Annotated in this window: 14 protein-coding genes; 1 reads left to right on the top strand and 13 read right to left on the bottom strand. The window is 65.5% G+C overall.

The features are described from left to right. The 11 genes from murA to ACIGJC_RS14305 form a co-directional block, all read right to left on the bottom strand. Positions 1–1,251: a UDP-N-acetylglucosamine 1-carboxyvinyltransferase gene (murA, locus tag ACIGJC_RS14255; protein ID WP_483709589.1), complete on the bottom strand. Its 1,251-nt coding sequence runs from the start codon at positions 1,249–1,251 to the stop codon at positions 1–3. 105 nt (positions 1,252–1,356) lie between these two features. Further along, positions 1,357–1,605: a BolA family protein gene (locus ACIGJC_RS14260; RefSeq protein ID WP_211955740.1), complete on the bottom strand. Its 249-nt coding sequence runs from the start codon at positions 1,603–1,605 to the stop codon at positions 1,357–1,359. 33 nt (positions 1,606–1,638) lie between these two features. Then, complete coding sequence (locus tag ACIGJC_RS14265; RefSeq protein ID WP_483709591.1) at positions 1,639–2,460, bottom strand: ABC transporter permease; 822 nt, start codon at positions 2,458–2,460, stop codon at positions 1,639–1,641. Continuing rightward, positions 2,457–3,407, bottom strand: coding sequence for an ABC transporter ATP-binding protein (locus ACIGJC_RS14270; RefSeq protein WP_483709592.1), 951 nt, complete (start codon positions 3,405–3,407; stop codon positions 2,457–2,459). The genes ACIGJC_RS14265 and ACIGJC_RS14270 overlap by 4 nt, the downstream gene beginning before the upstream one ends. Before the next feature lie 245 nt (positions 3,408–3,652). Further along, positions 3,653–3,937, bottom strand: a complete 285-nt coding sequence (locus tag ACIGJC_RS14275; RefSeq protein ID WP_483709594.1) for an STAS domain-containing protein — start codon at positions 3,935–3,937, stop codon at positions 3,653–3,655. 136 nt (positions 3,938–4,073) lie between these two features. Next, complete coding sequence (locus ACIGJC_RS14280; protein WP_483709595.1) at positions 4,074–4,703, bottom strand: MlaC/ttg2D family ABC transporter substrate-binding protein; 630 nt, start codon at positions 4,701–4,703, stop codon at positions 4,074–4,076. Positions 4,704–4,903: 200 nt separating this feature from the next. Then, on the bottom strand, positions 4,904–5,809 hold the full coding sequence (locus ACIGJC_RS14285) for an MlaA family lipoprotein (protein WP_483709597.1): 906 nt from the start codon (positions 5,807–5,809) through the stop codon (positions 4,904–4,906). Continuing rightward, entirely contained in the window at positions 5,806–6,327 is a 522-nt protein-coding gene (mlaD, locus tag ACIGJC_RS14290; RefSeq protein WP_483709598.1) for an outer membrane lipid asymmetry maintenance protein MlaD, read from the bottom strand. The genes ACIGJC_RS14285 and mlaD overlap by 4 nt, the downstream gene beginning before the upstream one ends. Before the next feature lie 52 nt (positions 6,328–6,379). Next, a complete protein-coding gene (gene mlaE, locus ACIGJC_RS14295) occupies positions 6,380–7,156 on the bottom strand; it encodes a lipid asymmetry maintenance ABC transporter permease subunit MlaE (RefSeq protein ID WP_483709600.1) in 777 nt (258 codons plus the stop codon). Further along, positions 7,153–7,974: an ABC transporter ATP-binding protein gene (locus tag ACIGJC_RS14300; RefSeq protein ID WP_483709601.1), complete on the bottom strand. Its 822-nt coding sequence runs from the start codon at positions 7,972–7,974 to the stop codon at positions 7,153–7,155. Before ACIGJC_RS14300 ends, mlaE begins: the two co-directional genes overlap by 4 nt. A gap of 96 nt (positions 7,975–8,070) precedes the next feature. Then, positions 8,071–9,012: a Bug family tripartite tricarboxylate transporter substrate binding protein gene (locus tag ACIGJC_RS14305; RefSeq protein WP_483711556.1), complete on the bottom strand. Its 942-nt coding sequence runs from the start codon at positions 9,010–9,012 to the stop codon at positions 8,071–8,073. 368 nt (positions 9,013–9,380) lie between these two features. Here ACIGJC_RS14305 and ACIGJC_RS14310 point away from each other — a divergent pair, with 368 nt between their 5' ends. Further along, the gene (locus tag ACIGJC_RS14310) at positions 9,381–9,911 is read left to right on the top strand and encodes a GNAT family N-acetyltransferase (protein ID WP_483711557.1); all 531 of its coding nucleotides are present in this window, start codon (positions 9,381–9,383) and stop codon (positions 9,909–9,911) included. A gap of 75 nt (positions 9,912–9,986) precedes the next feature. Here ACIGJC_RS14310 and ACIGJC_RS14315 read toward each other — a convergent pair whose 3' ends face one another. Both ACIGJC_RS14315 and ACIGJC_RS14320 read right to left on the bottom strand, forming a co-directional pair. Further along, complete coding sequence (locus tag ACIGJC_RS14315) at positions 9,987–11,450, bottom strand: glutamate synthase subunit beta (protein WP_483709602.1); 1,464 nt, start codon at positions 11,448–11,450, stop codon at positions 9,987–9,989. A gap of 120 nt (positions 11,451–11,570) precedes the next feature. Continuing rightward, complete coding sequence (locus ACIGJC_RS14320) at positions 11,571–16,277, bottom strand: glutamate synthase-related protein (protein WP_483711558.1); 4,707 nt, start codon at positions 16,275–16,277, stop codon at positions 11,571–11,573. Positions 16,278–16,484 lie beyond the last annotated feature (207 nt).

Raw genomic sequence — 16,484 nt, forward strand, 5'->3', positions numbered from 1 at the left:
TCAGGCGATGCGGCGAATCTTGGCGCCAACCGCCGACAGCTTGTCTTCCATGCGGTCGTAGCCGCGGTCCAGGTGGTAGATACGGTCGATCACGGTGTCGCCGTCGGCTACCAGGCCAGCAATGACCAGGCTCGCCGAGGCGCGCAGGTCGGTAGCCATCACGGTCGCGCCGGACAGGCGCGGCACGCCCGTCACCACGGCCGTATTGCCTTCCGCCGTAATGTTGGCACCCAGGCGGTTCAGCTCCTGCACGTGCATGAAGCGGTTTTCGAAGATCGTCTCGGTAATGCGTGCGGTGCCTTCGGCCACGGCGTTCAGCGCCATGAACTGCGCCTGCATGTCGGTCGGGAAGGCCGGGTATTCCGAGGTGCGGAAGCTCACCGCCTGCGCGCGGCGCGGCATCGACAGGCGGATCCAGTCGTCGCCGGTTTCCACGTTGGCGCCGGCCTCGCGCAGCTTGATCAGCACGGCGTCGAGGATCTGCGGAGGAATGTCGCGCAGCACCAGGTCGCCCAGCGTGGCCGCGGCCGCGCACAGGAAGGTGCCGGCCTCGATGCGGTCGGCGACCACCGAGTGCTTCGCGCCATGCAGCTTGTCGACGCCTTGCACGATCAGCCGGTCGGTACCGATGCCGTCGATCTTCGCGCCCATCTTGACGAGCAGCTCGGCTAGGTCGGTCACCTCGGGTTCGCGCGCGGCGTTTTCCAGCACCGTCTCGCCGTCGGCGAGCGTCGCGGCCATCAGCAGGTTTTCGGTGCCGGTCACGGTGATCATGTCCGTCACCACGCGCGCGCCCTTCAGGCGGCTGGCGCGGGCATGGATAAAGCCGTGCTCGATCGTGATTTCAGCACCCATGGCCTGCAGGCCCTTGATGTGCTGATCCACCGGACGCGCGCCGATGCCGCAGCCGCCCGGCAGCGAGACACGGGCCTCGCCAAAGCGCGCGACCAGCGGGCCGAGCACCAGGATCGACGCACGCATGGTCTTCACCAGCTCGTACGGCGCCTCGGGCGAATTGATGTCCGCGCCTGCCAGCGTGGCGGTGGCGCCGGTCATCTCGGCATGCATGCCCATCTGCCGCAGCAGCTTGAGCATGGTGCGCGTGTCCTGCAGGTTCGGCACGTTGTCGATCGTGACGGTGTCGGCCGTCAGCAGGCCGGCGCAGAGGATCGGCAGCGCGGCGTTCTTGGCGCCGGAAACACGGATCTCGCCTTTGAGCGGGCCATTGCCCTGGATCTGGAATTTGTCCATGTTCTGTCAGTTGCAGCCGGACGGGGTGAGCATGCCCGGCGTCGTTATTGCGGGGGGCCGCACGCATAGCACGCAGCCCGAATCGGTGAAACCGGCCCCGGCCGCTTATTTGCCGGCGCCGGCCTGCCATTCGGCCGGCGTCAGCGTCTTCATCGACAGCGCATGGATCTCGGCACGCATGCGGTCGCCAAGCGCGGCGTACACGCGCTGGTGACGCTGGATCAGACGCTTGCCATCGAACTCGGCGCTGACGATGGTGGCAAAGAAGTGCTGGCCGTCACCCTCGACTTCCAGATGTTCGCAGGGCAAACCTTGGGCAATGTAATCCCTGACTTGTTCCGGAGTAGGCAGCATGATCTCTTCTCTTCTGTGTGGAGGGCCGCGTTTTCAGTGGCGCAGCTTGAAACCCGACTTCAGCAGGCGCAACGCCAGCGTCGCGAGCAGCACGAAGGCCGCGCCGACCACCGCCAGGCTGAACAGCGGCGACACGTCCGAGACGCCGAAGAAGCCATAGCGGAAGCCGTCGATCATGTAGAAGAACGGGTTGGCATGGGACACCGCCTGCCAGAAGGCGGGCAGCGAATGGATGGAATAGAACACGCCCGACAAGAACGTCGCGGGCATGATCAGGAAATTCTGGAAGGCGGCCAGCTGGTCGAATTTCTCGGCCCAGATACCGGCAATCAACCCCAGCGTGCCGAGGATGCCCGCGCCAAGCAGCGCGAACACAAGGATCCAGCCGACATTGGCGAAATGCAGGTTGGCGAACCACGCTGTCACCAGCAGCACGCCCAGGCCCACCGTCAGCCCGCGGATGACCGATGCCACCACATAGGCGCCGAACATGTCCCAGTGCGACAGCGGCGGCAGCAGCACGAACACCAGGTTACCGGTGATCTTGGACTGGATCAGCGACGACGAGCTGTTGGCGAAGGCATTCTGCAGCACGCTCATCATCACCAGACCCGGCACCAGGAAGGCGGTGTAGCTGATCTGGTCATAGACCTTGACGCGGTTTTCCAGCACGTGGCCGAAGATCAGCAGGTACAGCACCGCCGTGAGCACGGGCGCGGCCACGGTCTGGAAGCTGACCTTCCAGAAGCGCAGCACTTCCTTGTAGAGCAGGGTCCGGAAACCGACCAGCCCGCCGACGGACATCGGCGCGAGCCGGGCGTTGTCGAGCACTTCGAGTTCGCCAGGCTGTTTCATGCCGCGGCCTCCATGGCCTGGTGGGGCAAGGCGCCGGGCATGTGTCCCTCGCGCCGCATGATCTGGACGAACACGTCTTCGAGATCGGCCTTGTTGATTTCCATGTCTTCGATTTCACAGCCCGCCTCGCGGCAGGCGGCCAGGATGGGTTCCACGGCCGGATAGCCGGACAGGCGCAGTCGCACCGCGCGCTCGCCCGGGTTGGCCGGCATGCGCAATGGCTCCAGGGCCACCGGCAGCGTGCCGCGCGCGAACGTCAGCACCAGCTGCAGCCCCGCGAACTGCGTCAGCAGGTTGCTGGTGCGGTCCAGCGCCACGACCTCGCCGAATTTCAGCATGGCGATGCGGTCGCACAGCGCCTCCGCCTCTTCCAGGTAGTGCGTGGTCAGGATGATGGTGTGCCCTTCGCGGTTCAGCCGCGAAATGAACTTCCACAGGGTCTGGCGCAACTCCACGTCCACGCCGGCGGTAGGTTCGTCCAACACGATCACCGGCGGACGATGCACCAGCGCCTGCGCCACCAGCACGCGCCGCTTCATGCCGCCAGAGAGCTGGCGCATATTGGCATCGGCCTTGTTGGTGAGATCGAGGTTGGCCATGATCTCGTCGATCCAGTCGTCATTGCGCGTCAGGCCAAAGTAGCCGGACTGCAGCCGCAGCGTCTCGCGCACGGTGAAGAAGGGATCGAACACCAGTTCCTGCGGCACCACGCCGAGCATACGCCGCGCCATGCGGTAATCGGACACGACATCGTGCCCGAGCACACTGACGCGGCCAGAGTCCGCGCGGTTCAGGCCAGCCAGGATGGAGATCAGCGTGGTCTTGCCGGCACCGTTGGGACCGAGCAGCCCGAAGAATTCGCCGCGCTCGACGGTGAAGCTGACGCCCTTGAGCGCCTGCAGGTTGCTGTAGCGCTTGCGAACGTCGGTGAGTTCGATGGCTTTCATGGCCGAATGTCTGGAGCTGGTCCGCCTGGGACCGGCCGTCTGGAAATGGGGACCAACTTGGAGCACTGGTGCCCGGGCTACCCTGAACCGGCCCCGACGTGCTGCGGGGCTGCGGGGGAATGGGCGAACAACCCGGAATTATAGGGGATGCGGGGAGACTCCCGCTTGGTACGCGGCCACCGCTTCAGGCAGCGGCCGGGGCATCCGGATGACCACTGCCGAGGCGCGCGGTCAGGGATGCCGGTTCAATGTCGATGCGAAGCCGCTTGCGGCGCCAGGCCCAGCAGACCCTCGACACCGTACAGCGAAGCCAGCTCGGCAAGTTGCGGCGGAACGCCCTGCAGCGACAGCTTGCCCTGGCGGGCGGCGGCGGCGCGTTGCCAGGCCAGCAGCACGGCCACGGCGGACGAATCCACCTGCGCCAGCGCGGCGCAGTCTACCTGCGTTTCGCCTTGCGCCACGCGCGACAGGCCATCACGCAGCACGGCGGCGGCGTTCTGGTTGGTCAGCGAGGTGCCAAGCGAGAGCATGGTGAAGGATGGTTCGGCGAAGCCAGCGGAGTCCCGGAAAACATAAGCTCCCGCTTCAGGCGGGAGCTTATGTGCGTGCGGACTATTGTAGAGCAGTTTCGCGGTCGCGTGCTGCGACGCAGCGACGCCCGAGGGTTCAGCTCTTGGCGTTGGCCAGTTGGCGGTTGCGGTCCTGCAGCGTCTTGATCACGCCATCGACACCCTGCTGGCCGACGATAGTGTTGAAGCTGCCCTTGTAGGCTTCGGTCAGCCACGCTCCCAGCACGTTGATGTCGTAGACCTTCCAGCCCTGCGCGGTCTTCTCGAGGCGGTAGTCGAGTTGGATCGGCTCGCCCTTGTTGATCACCTGGGTGCGGATGGTCGCATCGGTGTCCTCGGGCGAACCGCGGTACGGCTTGTACTGCACGGTCTGGTCGCGGATCTGCGCGATGGCGCCGGCGTAGGTGCGGATCAGCAGCGTCTTGAACTCGTCGATAATCACCTTCTGCTGCTCGGGCGTGGCCTTCGACCAGTTGCGGCCCATGGCGATCTGCGTGGTCTTCTGGAAGTTCGCGTTCGGCAGGATCTTCTGCTCGACCAGCGCGGAGATCTTGGCAATATTGCCGGCCTGCATATCCTTGTCGCTCTTGACGCTGCTCATCACGTCGTTGACGACGGCCTTGACCAACGTTTCGGGGCTGGCGGCATCCTGCGCCGGAACCTGCGCCTGGGCGGCGCCGGCAAAGGCGGCTACAGCGAGGAAGGGGAGCAACAGTCGCTTGATCATGAAATTTTCCTTCTCAGTCAGGTTCGTTCGCTGCCCGGAAACCGACTGCCGTTTCTGACAGTCCGCAATCCAGGACCTTGCGCACATTGGAACATAGTCCAGCGCAGCGAGTTTTTGGCGCCAGGGCATCCGGCGCCACTTCAAAACAATTTGTTTCAGTGCTGACAGCGCGTTCACAGCGTCGGCGAGCGTGCACGAGGTCAGCGGATGCGCAAGCCGCCGCCGGGAACAAAGCGCTGCATCGGCGACGCCGGCGGCACGGGCAGGTTCTGGCCCTCGGGCTGCGTCGCTCCCTCGGCGGGTGTGGCGGGTGCCTGGGACGGCTCCTGCGCCGACGGCTGGGGTCCCGGCGGCTGAGGGGCTGCCGCGCCGTCGCTCTCTGATTCGTCATCCTCGCGGCTCGGAGGATTGCCATCGTAGATCAGGTACTCGCGCCGCTGCAGGTACGCATCTCGCATGAACGCGTATTTATCCAGCGCGGCCTGCTCGAGCAGGTTGGTCGCGCCAAGCAACTGTGCGCGGCCCGCCACGATACGAACCCCGACCAGCGAATTACGCAACGAGACCGGGTAGAAATAGGCCGAAGGGTCGATCTGCCGGTCCACCAGCATGCCCGCGGTGTCGCGCACGGTGCTCGGCCCAAACAGCGGCAGCACCAGGTACGGTCCCGCGGGCACGCCCCACACGCCCAATGTCTGGCCGAAGTCTTCCTTGTACTTCGGCAGGCCGCCCGGGGTTGCGATATCGATCAGCCCGCCGATACCCAGCACGGTGTTGATCGCGACCCGCATGGTGTCTTCAGCGGCGCGCGTGGGCTTGCCCTGCAGCAGGTTGTTCACCGCCGAATAGACGTCGCTGACGTTCGAAAAGAAATTGTCGACCGCCGTCTGGACGGGCGACGGGATGTAGTCGGAGTAGAGCTGGGCAACCGGCTTCAGCACGCCCTTGTCGAAGTCCTCGTTGATGCGCGAGACCTCGCGGTTGAACGGTTCGAGCGGATCCTTCGGGTTGGCGGTCGGGCCCGTGGCGCAACCGGCCAGCAGCATCAGCGCGCTGGCCGCGAAAGCCAGTGCGGTGCGCCTGGGCGTGCAGGAGGGGGCCGTCATTTACCTGCCCCGCCCAGGGCCGGTGCGCTCGCCGCGCCACCACTGCTACCCCCGCCGGCGCCGGCATCGGCCGCCTTGTTGTAGAGGAACTGGCCGATCAGGTTTTCCAGCACCACCGCCGACTGCGTCATGGTGATGCGCGACCCCTGTGCCAGCATGGCGGTGTCGCCGCCAGCCTCCAGGCCGATGTACTGCTCGCCGAGCAGCCCCGAGGTCAGGATCTTGGCCGAGGTGTCCTTGGGAAACTGGTACTGCTTTTCCAGGTTCATGACCACGGTCGCCTGGTAGGTCTTGTCGTCGAACCGGATCGCGGCCACGCGCCCCACCACCACGCCGGCGCTCTTGACCGGCGCACGCGCCTTGAGTCCGCCGATATTGTCGAAGCGCGCTTCGACCGCATAGGTTTCCTGGAACGTGAAGGCGCTCATGTTGCCGACCTTCAGGGCGAGGAACAGCAAGGCAACGAAGCCTGCCACCACGAACAACCCCACCCAGAAATCGAGTGCACTTTTTTTCATTGGGATCTCTTTCTACCCGTTGTCCTGCCGGTTGGCCCGATGCCGTTGTCCATCAACTGAACATCAGCGCCGTCAGCAGGAAATCCAGCCCAAGCACGGCCAGCGACGCAATCACCACGGTGCGGGTCGTGGCCCGCGACACGCCTTCCGGCGTGGGCTTGGCTTCGAATCCCTGGTACAGCGCGATGAACGTCACGGCAATGCCGAAGATAAAACTCTTGATGACGCCGTTGACCACGTCGTCACGCACGTCCACGCCACCTTGCATCTGCGACCAGAAGGCACCCGCGTCCACGCCAATCAGCTGCACGCCGACCAGGTAGCCGCCCAGGACGCCCACCGCACTGAAGATCGCGGCAAGAACCGGCATGGCCACCACACCCGCCCAGAAACGCGGGGCGATCACGCGTTGCAACGGGTTAACGGCCATCATCTCCATGGCCGTGAGTTGTTCTCCGGCCTTCATCAGGCCGATCTCCGCAGTCAACGAGGTGCCCGCGCGGCCGGCGAAAAGCAGCGCCGTGACCACGGGTCCGAGTTCGCGCACGAGCGACAGCGCCACCAGCAGCCCGAGCGCCTGCTCCGAGCCGTAGCGGTTCAGCGTGTAGTAGCCCTGCAGGCCGAGCACGAAGCCAACGAACAGGCCGGACACGGCAATAATCACCAGCGACAGGTTGCCAACGAAGAAGATCTGGTCCGTCACAAGACGGAAGCGCCGAAGCAGTGCCGGCGACAGTCCCAGCACGGTGAAGAACATCCGGGTGGCACGACCAAGTCCGAGAACACTCAGCCGCACCGCAGCGCCGATTGCCGTCAGAAAGCCTTTCAACGCGCACCTCCGCCGGCAAAATCCTCGGCCAGCGTGGGGCCCGGATAGTGGAACGGCACCGGACCGTCGGCCTCGGCATGGACGAACTGGTGCACGAACGGATCCGTCGAGGCGCGCAGGGTTTCCGGTTCGCCATGCGCGGCAATGCGGCCGTTTGCAATGAAGTACACGTAGTCGGCGATCTGGAAGGTCTCGTGCACGTCGTGCGAGACGATGATCGTGGTGGCGCCCAGCGCGTCGTTGAGGCTGCGAATCAGCCGCGCGGTCAGTCCCAGGGATATCGGATCAAGCCCGGCAAAGGGCTCGTCGTACATCAGCAGCGTCGGATCCAGCGCGATTGCCCGGGCCAGGGCCACCCGACGCGCCATGCCGCCGGAGATCTGCGACGGCATCAGGTCTCGCGCGCCGCGCAGGCCCACCGCATTGAGCTTCATCAGCACCAGGTCGCGGATCATCGATTCGGGCAGGTCCGTGTGCTCGCGCAGCGGGAAAGCCACATTATCGAACACCGACAGGTCGGTAAACAGCGCGCCGAACTGGAACAGCATGCCCATCTGGCGCCGCACGGCGTACAGCCCCTTCACATCCAGTGCCTGGATGTCGGCGCCGTCGAACTTGACCGCACCGGATTGCGGCCGTACCTGGCCGCCGATCAGGCGCAGGACGGTGGTCTTGCCGCAGCCGGATCCGCCCATCACCGCGATCACCTTGCCACGCGGGAATTGCATGGTCAGGCCGGTCAGGATCGGCTTGGCATCAGGCGAGTAGGCAAAATCTACCGCGTTGAGTTCGACGAGATGGTGGGCTGAATCAGTCACGTTGGCAGCGTTCCGGGCAGTCGGCCATTATAAGGGCTACTACCTAGGCCTGCAGGCCGCCGTGGGCCCGCCGCCACATCGAACGCTGCCGGAGCGCTATGGCTCCCCCTGCGCGGCATCGCGCAGGATGACCTGCCACTGGATCGACTCGGAGCGGATCGCGGTGGCGAACGCCTCGGGTGAATCGCGCAGTGGCGCCAGGCCCGCAGCAATCAGGCGCGCGCGGACTTCCCGCTCGGCCATCACCTCGTCCAGCTCGACCGCCAGGCGCGCGACGATCGCGCGCGGCGTCTTGGCCGGTGCCAGCACACCGAACCAGGCTGCGGCGGCATATCCCTCCAGGCCGGCTTCCTGCAGCGTCGGCACCAGCGGCGCCAGCGGCGAGCGCGATACGCCGGTCACGCCGATCATGCGCAGCGCGCCGCTGCGGACATGACTCTGCACGGCCGCATAGGAGCAGAAGCACGCACTGATCCGGCCGGCCAGCATCTCCTGCACGATCGCCCCCTCGCCCTTGGCCGTCACGAGCGGCACGCCGTTGCGGATGCCGCGCACGGCGTATTCCGCATACAGGTGGGACGGGCTGCCCGGCTGGCCGTATCCGTAGCTGTAGGAGCCGGGATTCGACCTGACCGCGACCGCCCATTGTTCCGGCGTGCGCATCGGCAAGCGGCCATCGATGACCAGGAAGAGCGGCGTGGTGGCTACGCGGGCGACCGGCGTGAAATCGCGCACCACGTCATACGGCACGGGCTCCAGCCCGGGCTGGATCAGCATGTTGGCCTGGTGAAACAGCAAGGTGTGCCCGTCCGAGCTTGACTTGGCCACGACATCGCCGGCCGTGGTACCGGCCGCGCCGGGCCGGTTATCCACATCCACCGGCACACCGAGCCGGGCCGACAGCCGCTCGGCAAGCAGGCGCGCGATGGCATCGGCCACGCCGCCCGCGGGAAACGGGACGATCAGTCGCACCGGCCGCGCCGGAAACGACATCGTCCGCGCCATGGCGGTCGGCGTCGAGGCGCTGGCCGTCGATATGGCTTGCGCGGCAACAGGCGTCCCAGCCGCCAGCAAGGCGGCCAACACCCCAGACCACGCCACTGCAGCATTCCGGATGGCAGCAGGAAGCACTAACTTCGCTTTACCTCGCCAAAGCCGCGACAAAGTGCGTACTTCGGTCATCAATTTTCTCCGGCGCGTCCCGCTTAGCAGGACCGCATATGGGTCGGCTGAAAAAGGATCCGAGGCGATTTCTGATTATTGTTTTTGTAAATTGTACGAACAACCTGAGGGAGGAACACAGGCACGTAAACCATAGCGCGGGAGAACCCTGAAATCGCCCGGAAGCGCAAATGAACATCCGGCATCTTTGCGCAACCACCGCCAATGCCGCCTACAATGGCGCGATGTCAGATTTCCATGTGCGGTGCATGACCGCCGCAGACCTGCCTGGTGTACTGGAGATCCAGGCGCAGTGCTATCCCGGCAACCTGCTTGAAGGCATCGAGGCCTTCGCCAGCCGGTTAATGTTCGCTCCATCGACCTGCATGGTCGCGATTTCCGGCGGGGATAGAGCCCTGGCGGGCTACCTTTTCACCCACCCTTGGCCACGGAGCAGCCTGCCGCCGCTCGACGGCGTCCTGGAGCCATCCGCTGAGGGGTTGGACACGGTCATGACCTGGTTCGTCCATGACATGGCGGTAGCACCGGCAGGACGAGGGAGCGGCCTCGCGCCAAGGCTCTATGAGGCGGCCTTGCAGGCTGCGCTGGAAGCCGGCTTGCAGCATTCGCGGCTGATCGCGGTGCAGGCCGCGGCGGACTGGTGGCGCAGGCTTGGGTACGCTCCGATGGCAGCGCAGCAGGCCGCAGTGCATGCCCGCAAGCTCGCCAGCTATGGGTCGGGCGCGCTGATCATGGAGCGCACGCTAAGCGCTTAGGCTCCCGGACGCGGAAAAGAAAAACCCGCCTGGCTCGCACCAGGCGGGTTTTTTCGATCCGTCCTAGCGGCGCGATCAGCGCGGCAGTTCCGAATGGCCCATCAGGAACGCATCGACCGAACGCGCGGCCTGGCGGCCTTCGCGGATTGCCCACACCACCAGCGACTGGCCGCGGCGCACGTCGCCAGCGGCGAACACCTTCGGCACATTGGTCTGGTAGGCGCGCTCGCCCTCGGTGGCGGCCTTGGCGTTCTTGCGTGCATCGGTGTCGACACCGAATGCGTCCAGCATCGAACCCACCGGGTTGGTGAAACCCATGGCCAGCAGCACCAGGTCCGCCGGCAGGATGAATTCGCTGCCCGGCACTTCCTGCATCCTGCCGTCCTTCCACTCGACGCGGCAGGCCTTCAGCGCGGTGACCTTGCCGTTCTCGCCGATGAATTCCTTGGTGGCGACGGACCAGTCGCGGTCGCAGCCTTCTTCGTGCGACGACGAGGTGCGCAGCTTGATCGGCCAGTACGGCCACACCAGCGGCTTGTCTTCTTCCTCCGGCGGCTGCGGCAGCAGTTCGAACTGGTTCACCGACGTCGCGCCATGGCGGTTCGAGGTGCCGACGCAGTCGGAACCTGTATCGCCACCGCCGATCACGATCACGTTCTTGCCTTCGGCGCGGATGTTGTTCTCGCCATCGCCCGCCACTTCCTTGTTCTGCGGAATCAGGAATTCCAGCGCGAAGTGGATACCGTCCAGGTCGCGGCCCGGCACCGGCAAGTCGCGCGGCACTTCCGAGCCGCCGGCCAGCACGACGGCGTCGAACTGGTCCATCAGGTCCTTGGCCGAGATGGTTTCGCGGGCGTAGTTCTTGATGCCGGCCGGCAGCGCGCCGTCGGTCACCATCACGCCGGCGCGGAAGGTCACGCCTTCGGCCTGCATCTGCTCGATGCGGCGGTCGATCAGCGTCTTCTCCATCTTGAAGTCGGGGATGCCGTAGCGCAGCAGGCCGCCAATGCGGTCGTTCTTCTCGAACACGGTCACGTCATGGCCGGCGCGCGCCAGTTGCTGCGCGGCCGCCATGCCGGCGGGACCCGAGCCGACCACGGCCACGGTCTTGCCGGTCTTGTGCTTGGGCGCCTGCGGCGCGACCCAGCCCTCTTCCCAGGCCTTGTCGATGATGGCGTGCTCGATCGACTTGATGCCGACCGGCAGCTCGTTGATGCCCAGCGTGCAGGCGGCCTCGCACGGCGCCGGGCAGATGCGGCCCGTGAACTCGGGGAAGTTGTTGGTCTGGTGCAGCACCTCGATGGCGCTCTTCCAGTCCTGGCGGTACACCAGGTCGTTGAAGTCCGGAATGATGTTGTTGACCGGGCAGCCGTTGTTGCAGAACGGGATGCCGCAGTCCATGCAGCGCGCACCCTGGAGCTTCGCTTCGCTGTCGGACAGCGCGAACACGAATTCCTTGTAGTGCTTCACGCGCTTGACTACCGCTTCGTAGCCTTCGTTCTGGCGCGGAAATTCGAGAAAGCCAGTCGCCTTACCCATGTTGCGTCCTTGGTCTTGCTGGCAAGACCGGCGTGGCCGGCCTTGCTGTGAGGTCAGTATCTTGTCGGGACCGCCGCCGGTGCTGCCCTGGCTGCGGCCCCTGTCTCGTGGTGCCGCGGATCAGGCGGCGATGGCTTCCCGGTCGCTGTCGCGGGCAGCCTGTTCCTTGGCGTACATCTCGCCCAGCGCGCGCTTGTACTCGGTCGGGAAGACCTTGACGAACTTGCGGCGCGCCGTGGTCCAGTCCGCCAGCAGCGCCTTGGCGCGCTCCGAACCGGTGTAGCGGAAGTGCTGCTCGATCAGGTTGCGCAGGATGACTTCGTCAAGCTGGCGCGTGCCGTTGAGCTTGTGCCACGAAGACGGGCTCTGGCCCTTCTCCTGGTCGGCCGACGCCAGCACCGCTTCCAGTGCGACCATCGAGGTGTTGCAGCGCTTGTCGAACAGGCCGTCTTCGTCATAGACGTAGGCCACGCCGCCCGACATGCCGGCCGCGAAGTTGCGGCCGGTGCCGCCCAGCACCACCACGGTACCGCCGGTCATGTACTCGCAACCGTGGTCGCCGGTGCCTTCCACGACCGCCGAAGCGCCCGAGTTGCGCACCGCGAAGCGCTCGCCGGCCACGCCGTTGAAGAACGCTTCACCGGCAATCGCGCCGTACAGCACGGTGTTGCCGACGATGATGTTGCGAGTCGGATCGCCGCGGAACTCGTGCGGAGCGCGCACGATCACGCGGCCGCCCGACAGGCCCTTGCCGACATAGTCGTTGCCGTCGCCAACCAGGTCCAGCGTGATGCCGTGCGCCAGGAACGCGCCGAACGACTGGCCCGCGGTGCCTTGCAGCTGGATGTGGATGGTGTCGTCCGGCAGGCCTTCGTGGCCGTACTGCTTGGCCACCACGCCCGACAGCATCGCGCCGACGGTACGGTTCACGTTCTTGACCGGCTGGATGAACGACACGCGCTCGCCCTTCTCGATCGCCGGACGTGCCTTGGCGATCAGCACGTGGTCCAGCGCCTTGCCGGCTTCGGCCGACAGGCCGTGGTCCTGCACGTCGGTGTGGTACAGCGGCGTGTCCGCCGGCAGTGCCACCTGGTGGAAGATGCGGCCGAAGTCCAGGCCGCGGGCCTTCCAGTGTTCGATGCCAGCCTTCGTGTCGAGCAGGTCGGCGCGGCCGATCAGTTCGTCGAAGGTGCGGATGCCCAGCTGGGCCATGATCTCGCGGGCTTCTTCAGCAACAAAGAAGAAGAAGTTGACCACGTGTTCCGGCTTGCCCTGGAACTTCTTGCGCAGCTGCGGATCCTGCGTGGCCACGCCCACCGGGCAGGTGTTCAGGTGGCACTTGCGCATCATGATGCAGCCCTCGGCAACCAGCGGTGCCGTGGCGAAGCCGAACTCGTCGGCGCCCAGCAGCGCGCCGATGACGACGTCGCGGCCGGTCTTCATCTGGCCGTCGGCCTGCACGCGGATGCGGTTGCGCAGGCCGTTGAGCAGCAGCGTTTGCTGCGTTTCGGCCAGGCCGAGTTCCCACGGCGAGCCTGCGTGCTTGATCGACGACCACGGCGAAGCACCGGTGCCGCCATCATGGCCGGCGATCACGACGTGATCGGCCTTGGCCTTGGACACCCCAGCAGCCACCGTGCCAACGCCCACTTCGGACACCAGCTTGACCGAGATATCCGACGACGGGTTGACGTTCTTCAGGTCGTGGATCAGCTGTGCCAGATCCTCGATCGAGTAGATATCGTGGTGCGGCGGCGGCGAGATCAGGCCGACGCCCGGCACCGAGTAACGCAGCTTGCCGATATAGTCCGACACCTTGTGGCCCGGCAGCTGGCCGCCTTCGCCCGGCTTGGCGCCCTGCGCCATCTTGATCTGGATCTGGTCGGCGGAGGCCAGGTACTCTGCGGTCACGCCGAAACGGCCCGACGCCACCTGCTTGATCTTCGAGCGCAGCGAGTCGCCGTCCTGCAGCGGCAGGTCGGCCTCGATCACATCGCCCAGCAGGCTTTTCAGGCTGTCGCCCTGCTTGATGGGGATGCCGCGCAGTTCATTGCGGTAGCGCTTCTCGTCCTCGCCGCCTTCACCGGTGTTCGACTTGCCGCCGATGCGGTTCATCGCCACGGCCAGCGTGGCGTGGGCTTCGGTCGAGATCGAGCCGAGCGACATCGCGCCCGTCGCGAAGCGACGCACGATTTCCTTCGCGGGCTCGACTTCTTCCAGCGGAATCGCCTTGGCCGGATCGACCTTGAACTCGAACAGGCCACGCAGCGTCATGTGGCGCTTGCTCTGGTCGTTGATGATGTTGGCGTATTCCTTGTACGTCTGGTAGGCGCCCTTGCCGTCGTCCGCGCGCACCGAGTGCTGCAGCTTGGCGATCGAGTCCGGGGTCCACATATGCTCTTCGCCGCGGATGCGGAAGGCGTATTCGCCGCCGGTGTCGAGCATGTTCTCCAGCACCGGGCTCGCGCCGAAGGCGTCCTTGTGCAGGCGCAGCGCTTCCTCGGCCACCTCGAAGATGCCGATGCCCTCGACATTCGACGGCGTGCCGTGGAAGTACTTCTGGACCAGCTCGCGCGACAGGCCGATCGCTTCGAAGATCTGTGCGCCGGTGTACGACATGTACGTGGAGATGCCCATCTTGGACATCACCTTGAACAGGCCCTTGCCGATCGCCTTGACGAAGTTCTTGATCGCCTTCTCGGCCGACAGGTCGCCCGACAGGTCTGCGGCCATATCGGCCAGCGTTTCCATGGCCAGGTACGGGTGCACGGCTTCGGCGCCGTAGCCGGCCAGCAGTGCGAAGTGGTGCACTTCACGCGCGGTGCCGGTCTCGACCACCAGGCCGGTGGACGTGCGCAGGCCCTTCTCCACCAGGTGGTGGTGGATCGCGGACGTGGCCAGCAGCGCGGGAATCGCGACCTGGTCGGCGTCGACGCGGCGGTCGGTCACGATCAGGATGTTGTAGCCCGAACGCACGGCATCCACGGCTTCGGCGCACAGCGAGGCCAGGCGCGCTTCAATGCCTTCCTTGCCCCATGCGGTCGGATAGCAGATGTTCAGTTCGTACGAACGGAACTTGCCGCCGGTGTAGTGCTCGATGTTGCGGATCTTGGCGATGTCCTTGAAGTCCAGCACGGGCTGGGACACTTCGAGGCGCATCGGCGGGTTGATGTTGTTCAGCTCGAGCAGGTTCGGCTTCGGGCCGATGAACGACACCAGCGACATCACCATGTTCTCGCGGATCGGGTCGATCGGCGGGTTGGTCACCTGGGCGAACAGCTGGCGGAAGTAGTGGTACAGCGTCTTGTTCTTCGACGACAGCACGGCCAGCGGCGAGTCATTGCCCATCGAGCCGGTGGCTTCCTCGCCCGACAGCGCCATCGGCGCCATCAGGAACTTGACGTCCTCCTGGGTGTAGCCGAACGACTGCTGGCGGTCCAGCAGCTTGGCCACGGGCTTCTTCTCGGCGGCGACGTCTTCGGGCTTGGCGTCGATCTCATCCAGCTTGATGCGTACGGCGTCGATCCAGCTCTTGTACGGCTTGGCATTGGCCAGGTTGTCCTTGAGTTCCTTGTCGTCGATGATGCGGCCCTGCTCCATGTCGATCAGGAACATCTTGCCCGGCTGCAGGCGCCACTTTTCGACGATGCGCGACTCGGGGAACGGCAGCACGCCGGCTTCCGAGGCCAGCACGACGATGTCGTCCTCGGTCACGTAGAAGCGGGCCGGACGCAGGCCGTTACGGTCCAGCGTCGCGCCGATCTGGCGGCCGTCGGTGAAGCAGATCGCGGCCGGGCCGTCCCACGGCTCCATCATGGCGGCGTGGTACTCGTAGAAGGCGCGACGGTTGTCGTCCATCAGCGTGTGCTGCTCCCAGGCTTCCGGGATCATCATCATCATCGCGTGGACGAGCGGGTAGCCGGCCATCGTCAGCAGTTCGAGGCAGTTGTCGAACGATGCGGTGTCGGACTGGCCCGGGTAGATCAGCGGCCACAGCTTGGGCAGGTCGTCGCCGAGCACCGGCGACGAGATCGCGCCGGTACGGGCGTTGATCCAGTTGACGTTGCCCTTGACGGTGTTGATTTCACCGTTGTGGGCGACCATGCGGTACGGGTGGGCCAGCTCCCAGGCCGGGAAGGTGTTGGTCGAGAAGCGCTGGTGCACCAGGGCCAGGGCCGACACGGCGCGCTGGTCCTGAAGGTCCAGGTAGTACTCGCCGACCTGGTTGGCCAGCAGCAGGCCCTTGTACACCACCGTGCGCGCCGACATCGACGGCACGAAGTATTCCTTGCCGTGCTTGAGCTTGAGCGCCTGGATGGCGTGGCTGGCGGTCTTGCGGATCACGTAGAGCTTACGTTCCAGCGCGTCCGTCGTCATGATGTCGCGGCCGCGACCGATGAAGATCTGGCGGATGACCGGCTCGGTCTTGCGGACCGTCGGCGACATCGGCATGTTCGCGTCGACCGGCACGTCGCGCCAGCCCAGCACGACCTGGCCTTCCAGGCGAACCGTACGCTCCAGTTCCTGTTCGCAGGCCAGGCGCGAGGCGTGTTCCTTCGGCAGGAAGATCATGCCCACGCCGTATTCGCCGGCGGGCGGCAGGCTCACGCCCTGCGCGGCCATCTCTTCGCGATAGAACTGGTCGGGGATCTGGATCAGGATGCCGGCGCCGTCGCCCATCAGCGCATCCGCGCCGACCGCACCACGATGGTCCAGGTTCTCAAGGATCTTCAGGCCCTGGCTGACGATCTCGTGAGTCTTCTTGCCCTTGATATGCGCAACCATGCCGACGCCGCAGGCGTCGTGCTCATTGGTCGGGTCATACATGCCTTGTGCTTGCGGACGCAGGGCGATGTCAGTGGAAGTGGCGCTGGTCTGCGCCTGGGCCAGTTCCTGGGCCGGATGGTTTTGCGATTGGTCCACGGGCTGAATTCCGGTGAAGGCTGCGCGGAATGCCGGGTAGACCGAAGGGGTACCGCATTCTGCCTGCGCGCCGGACACAATATCGGCCGGGTGGGCCGGTTTGGACCGGCT

Source organism: Cupriavidus sp. C3SS-1, assembly GCF_057073755.1.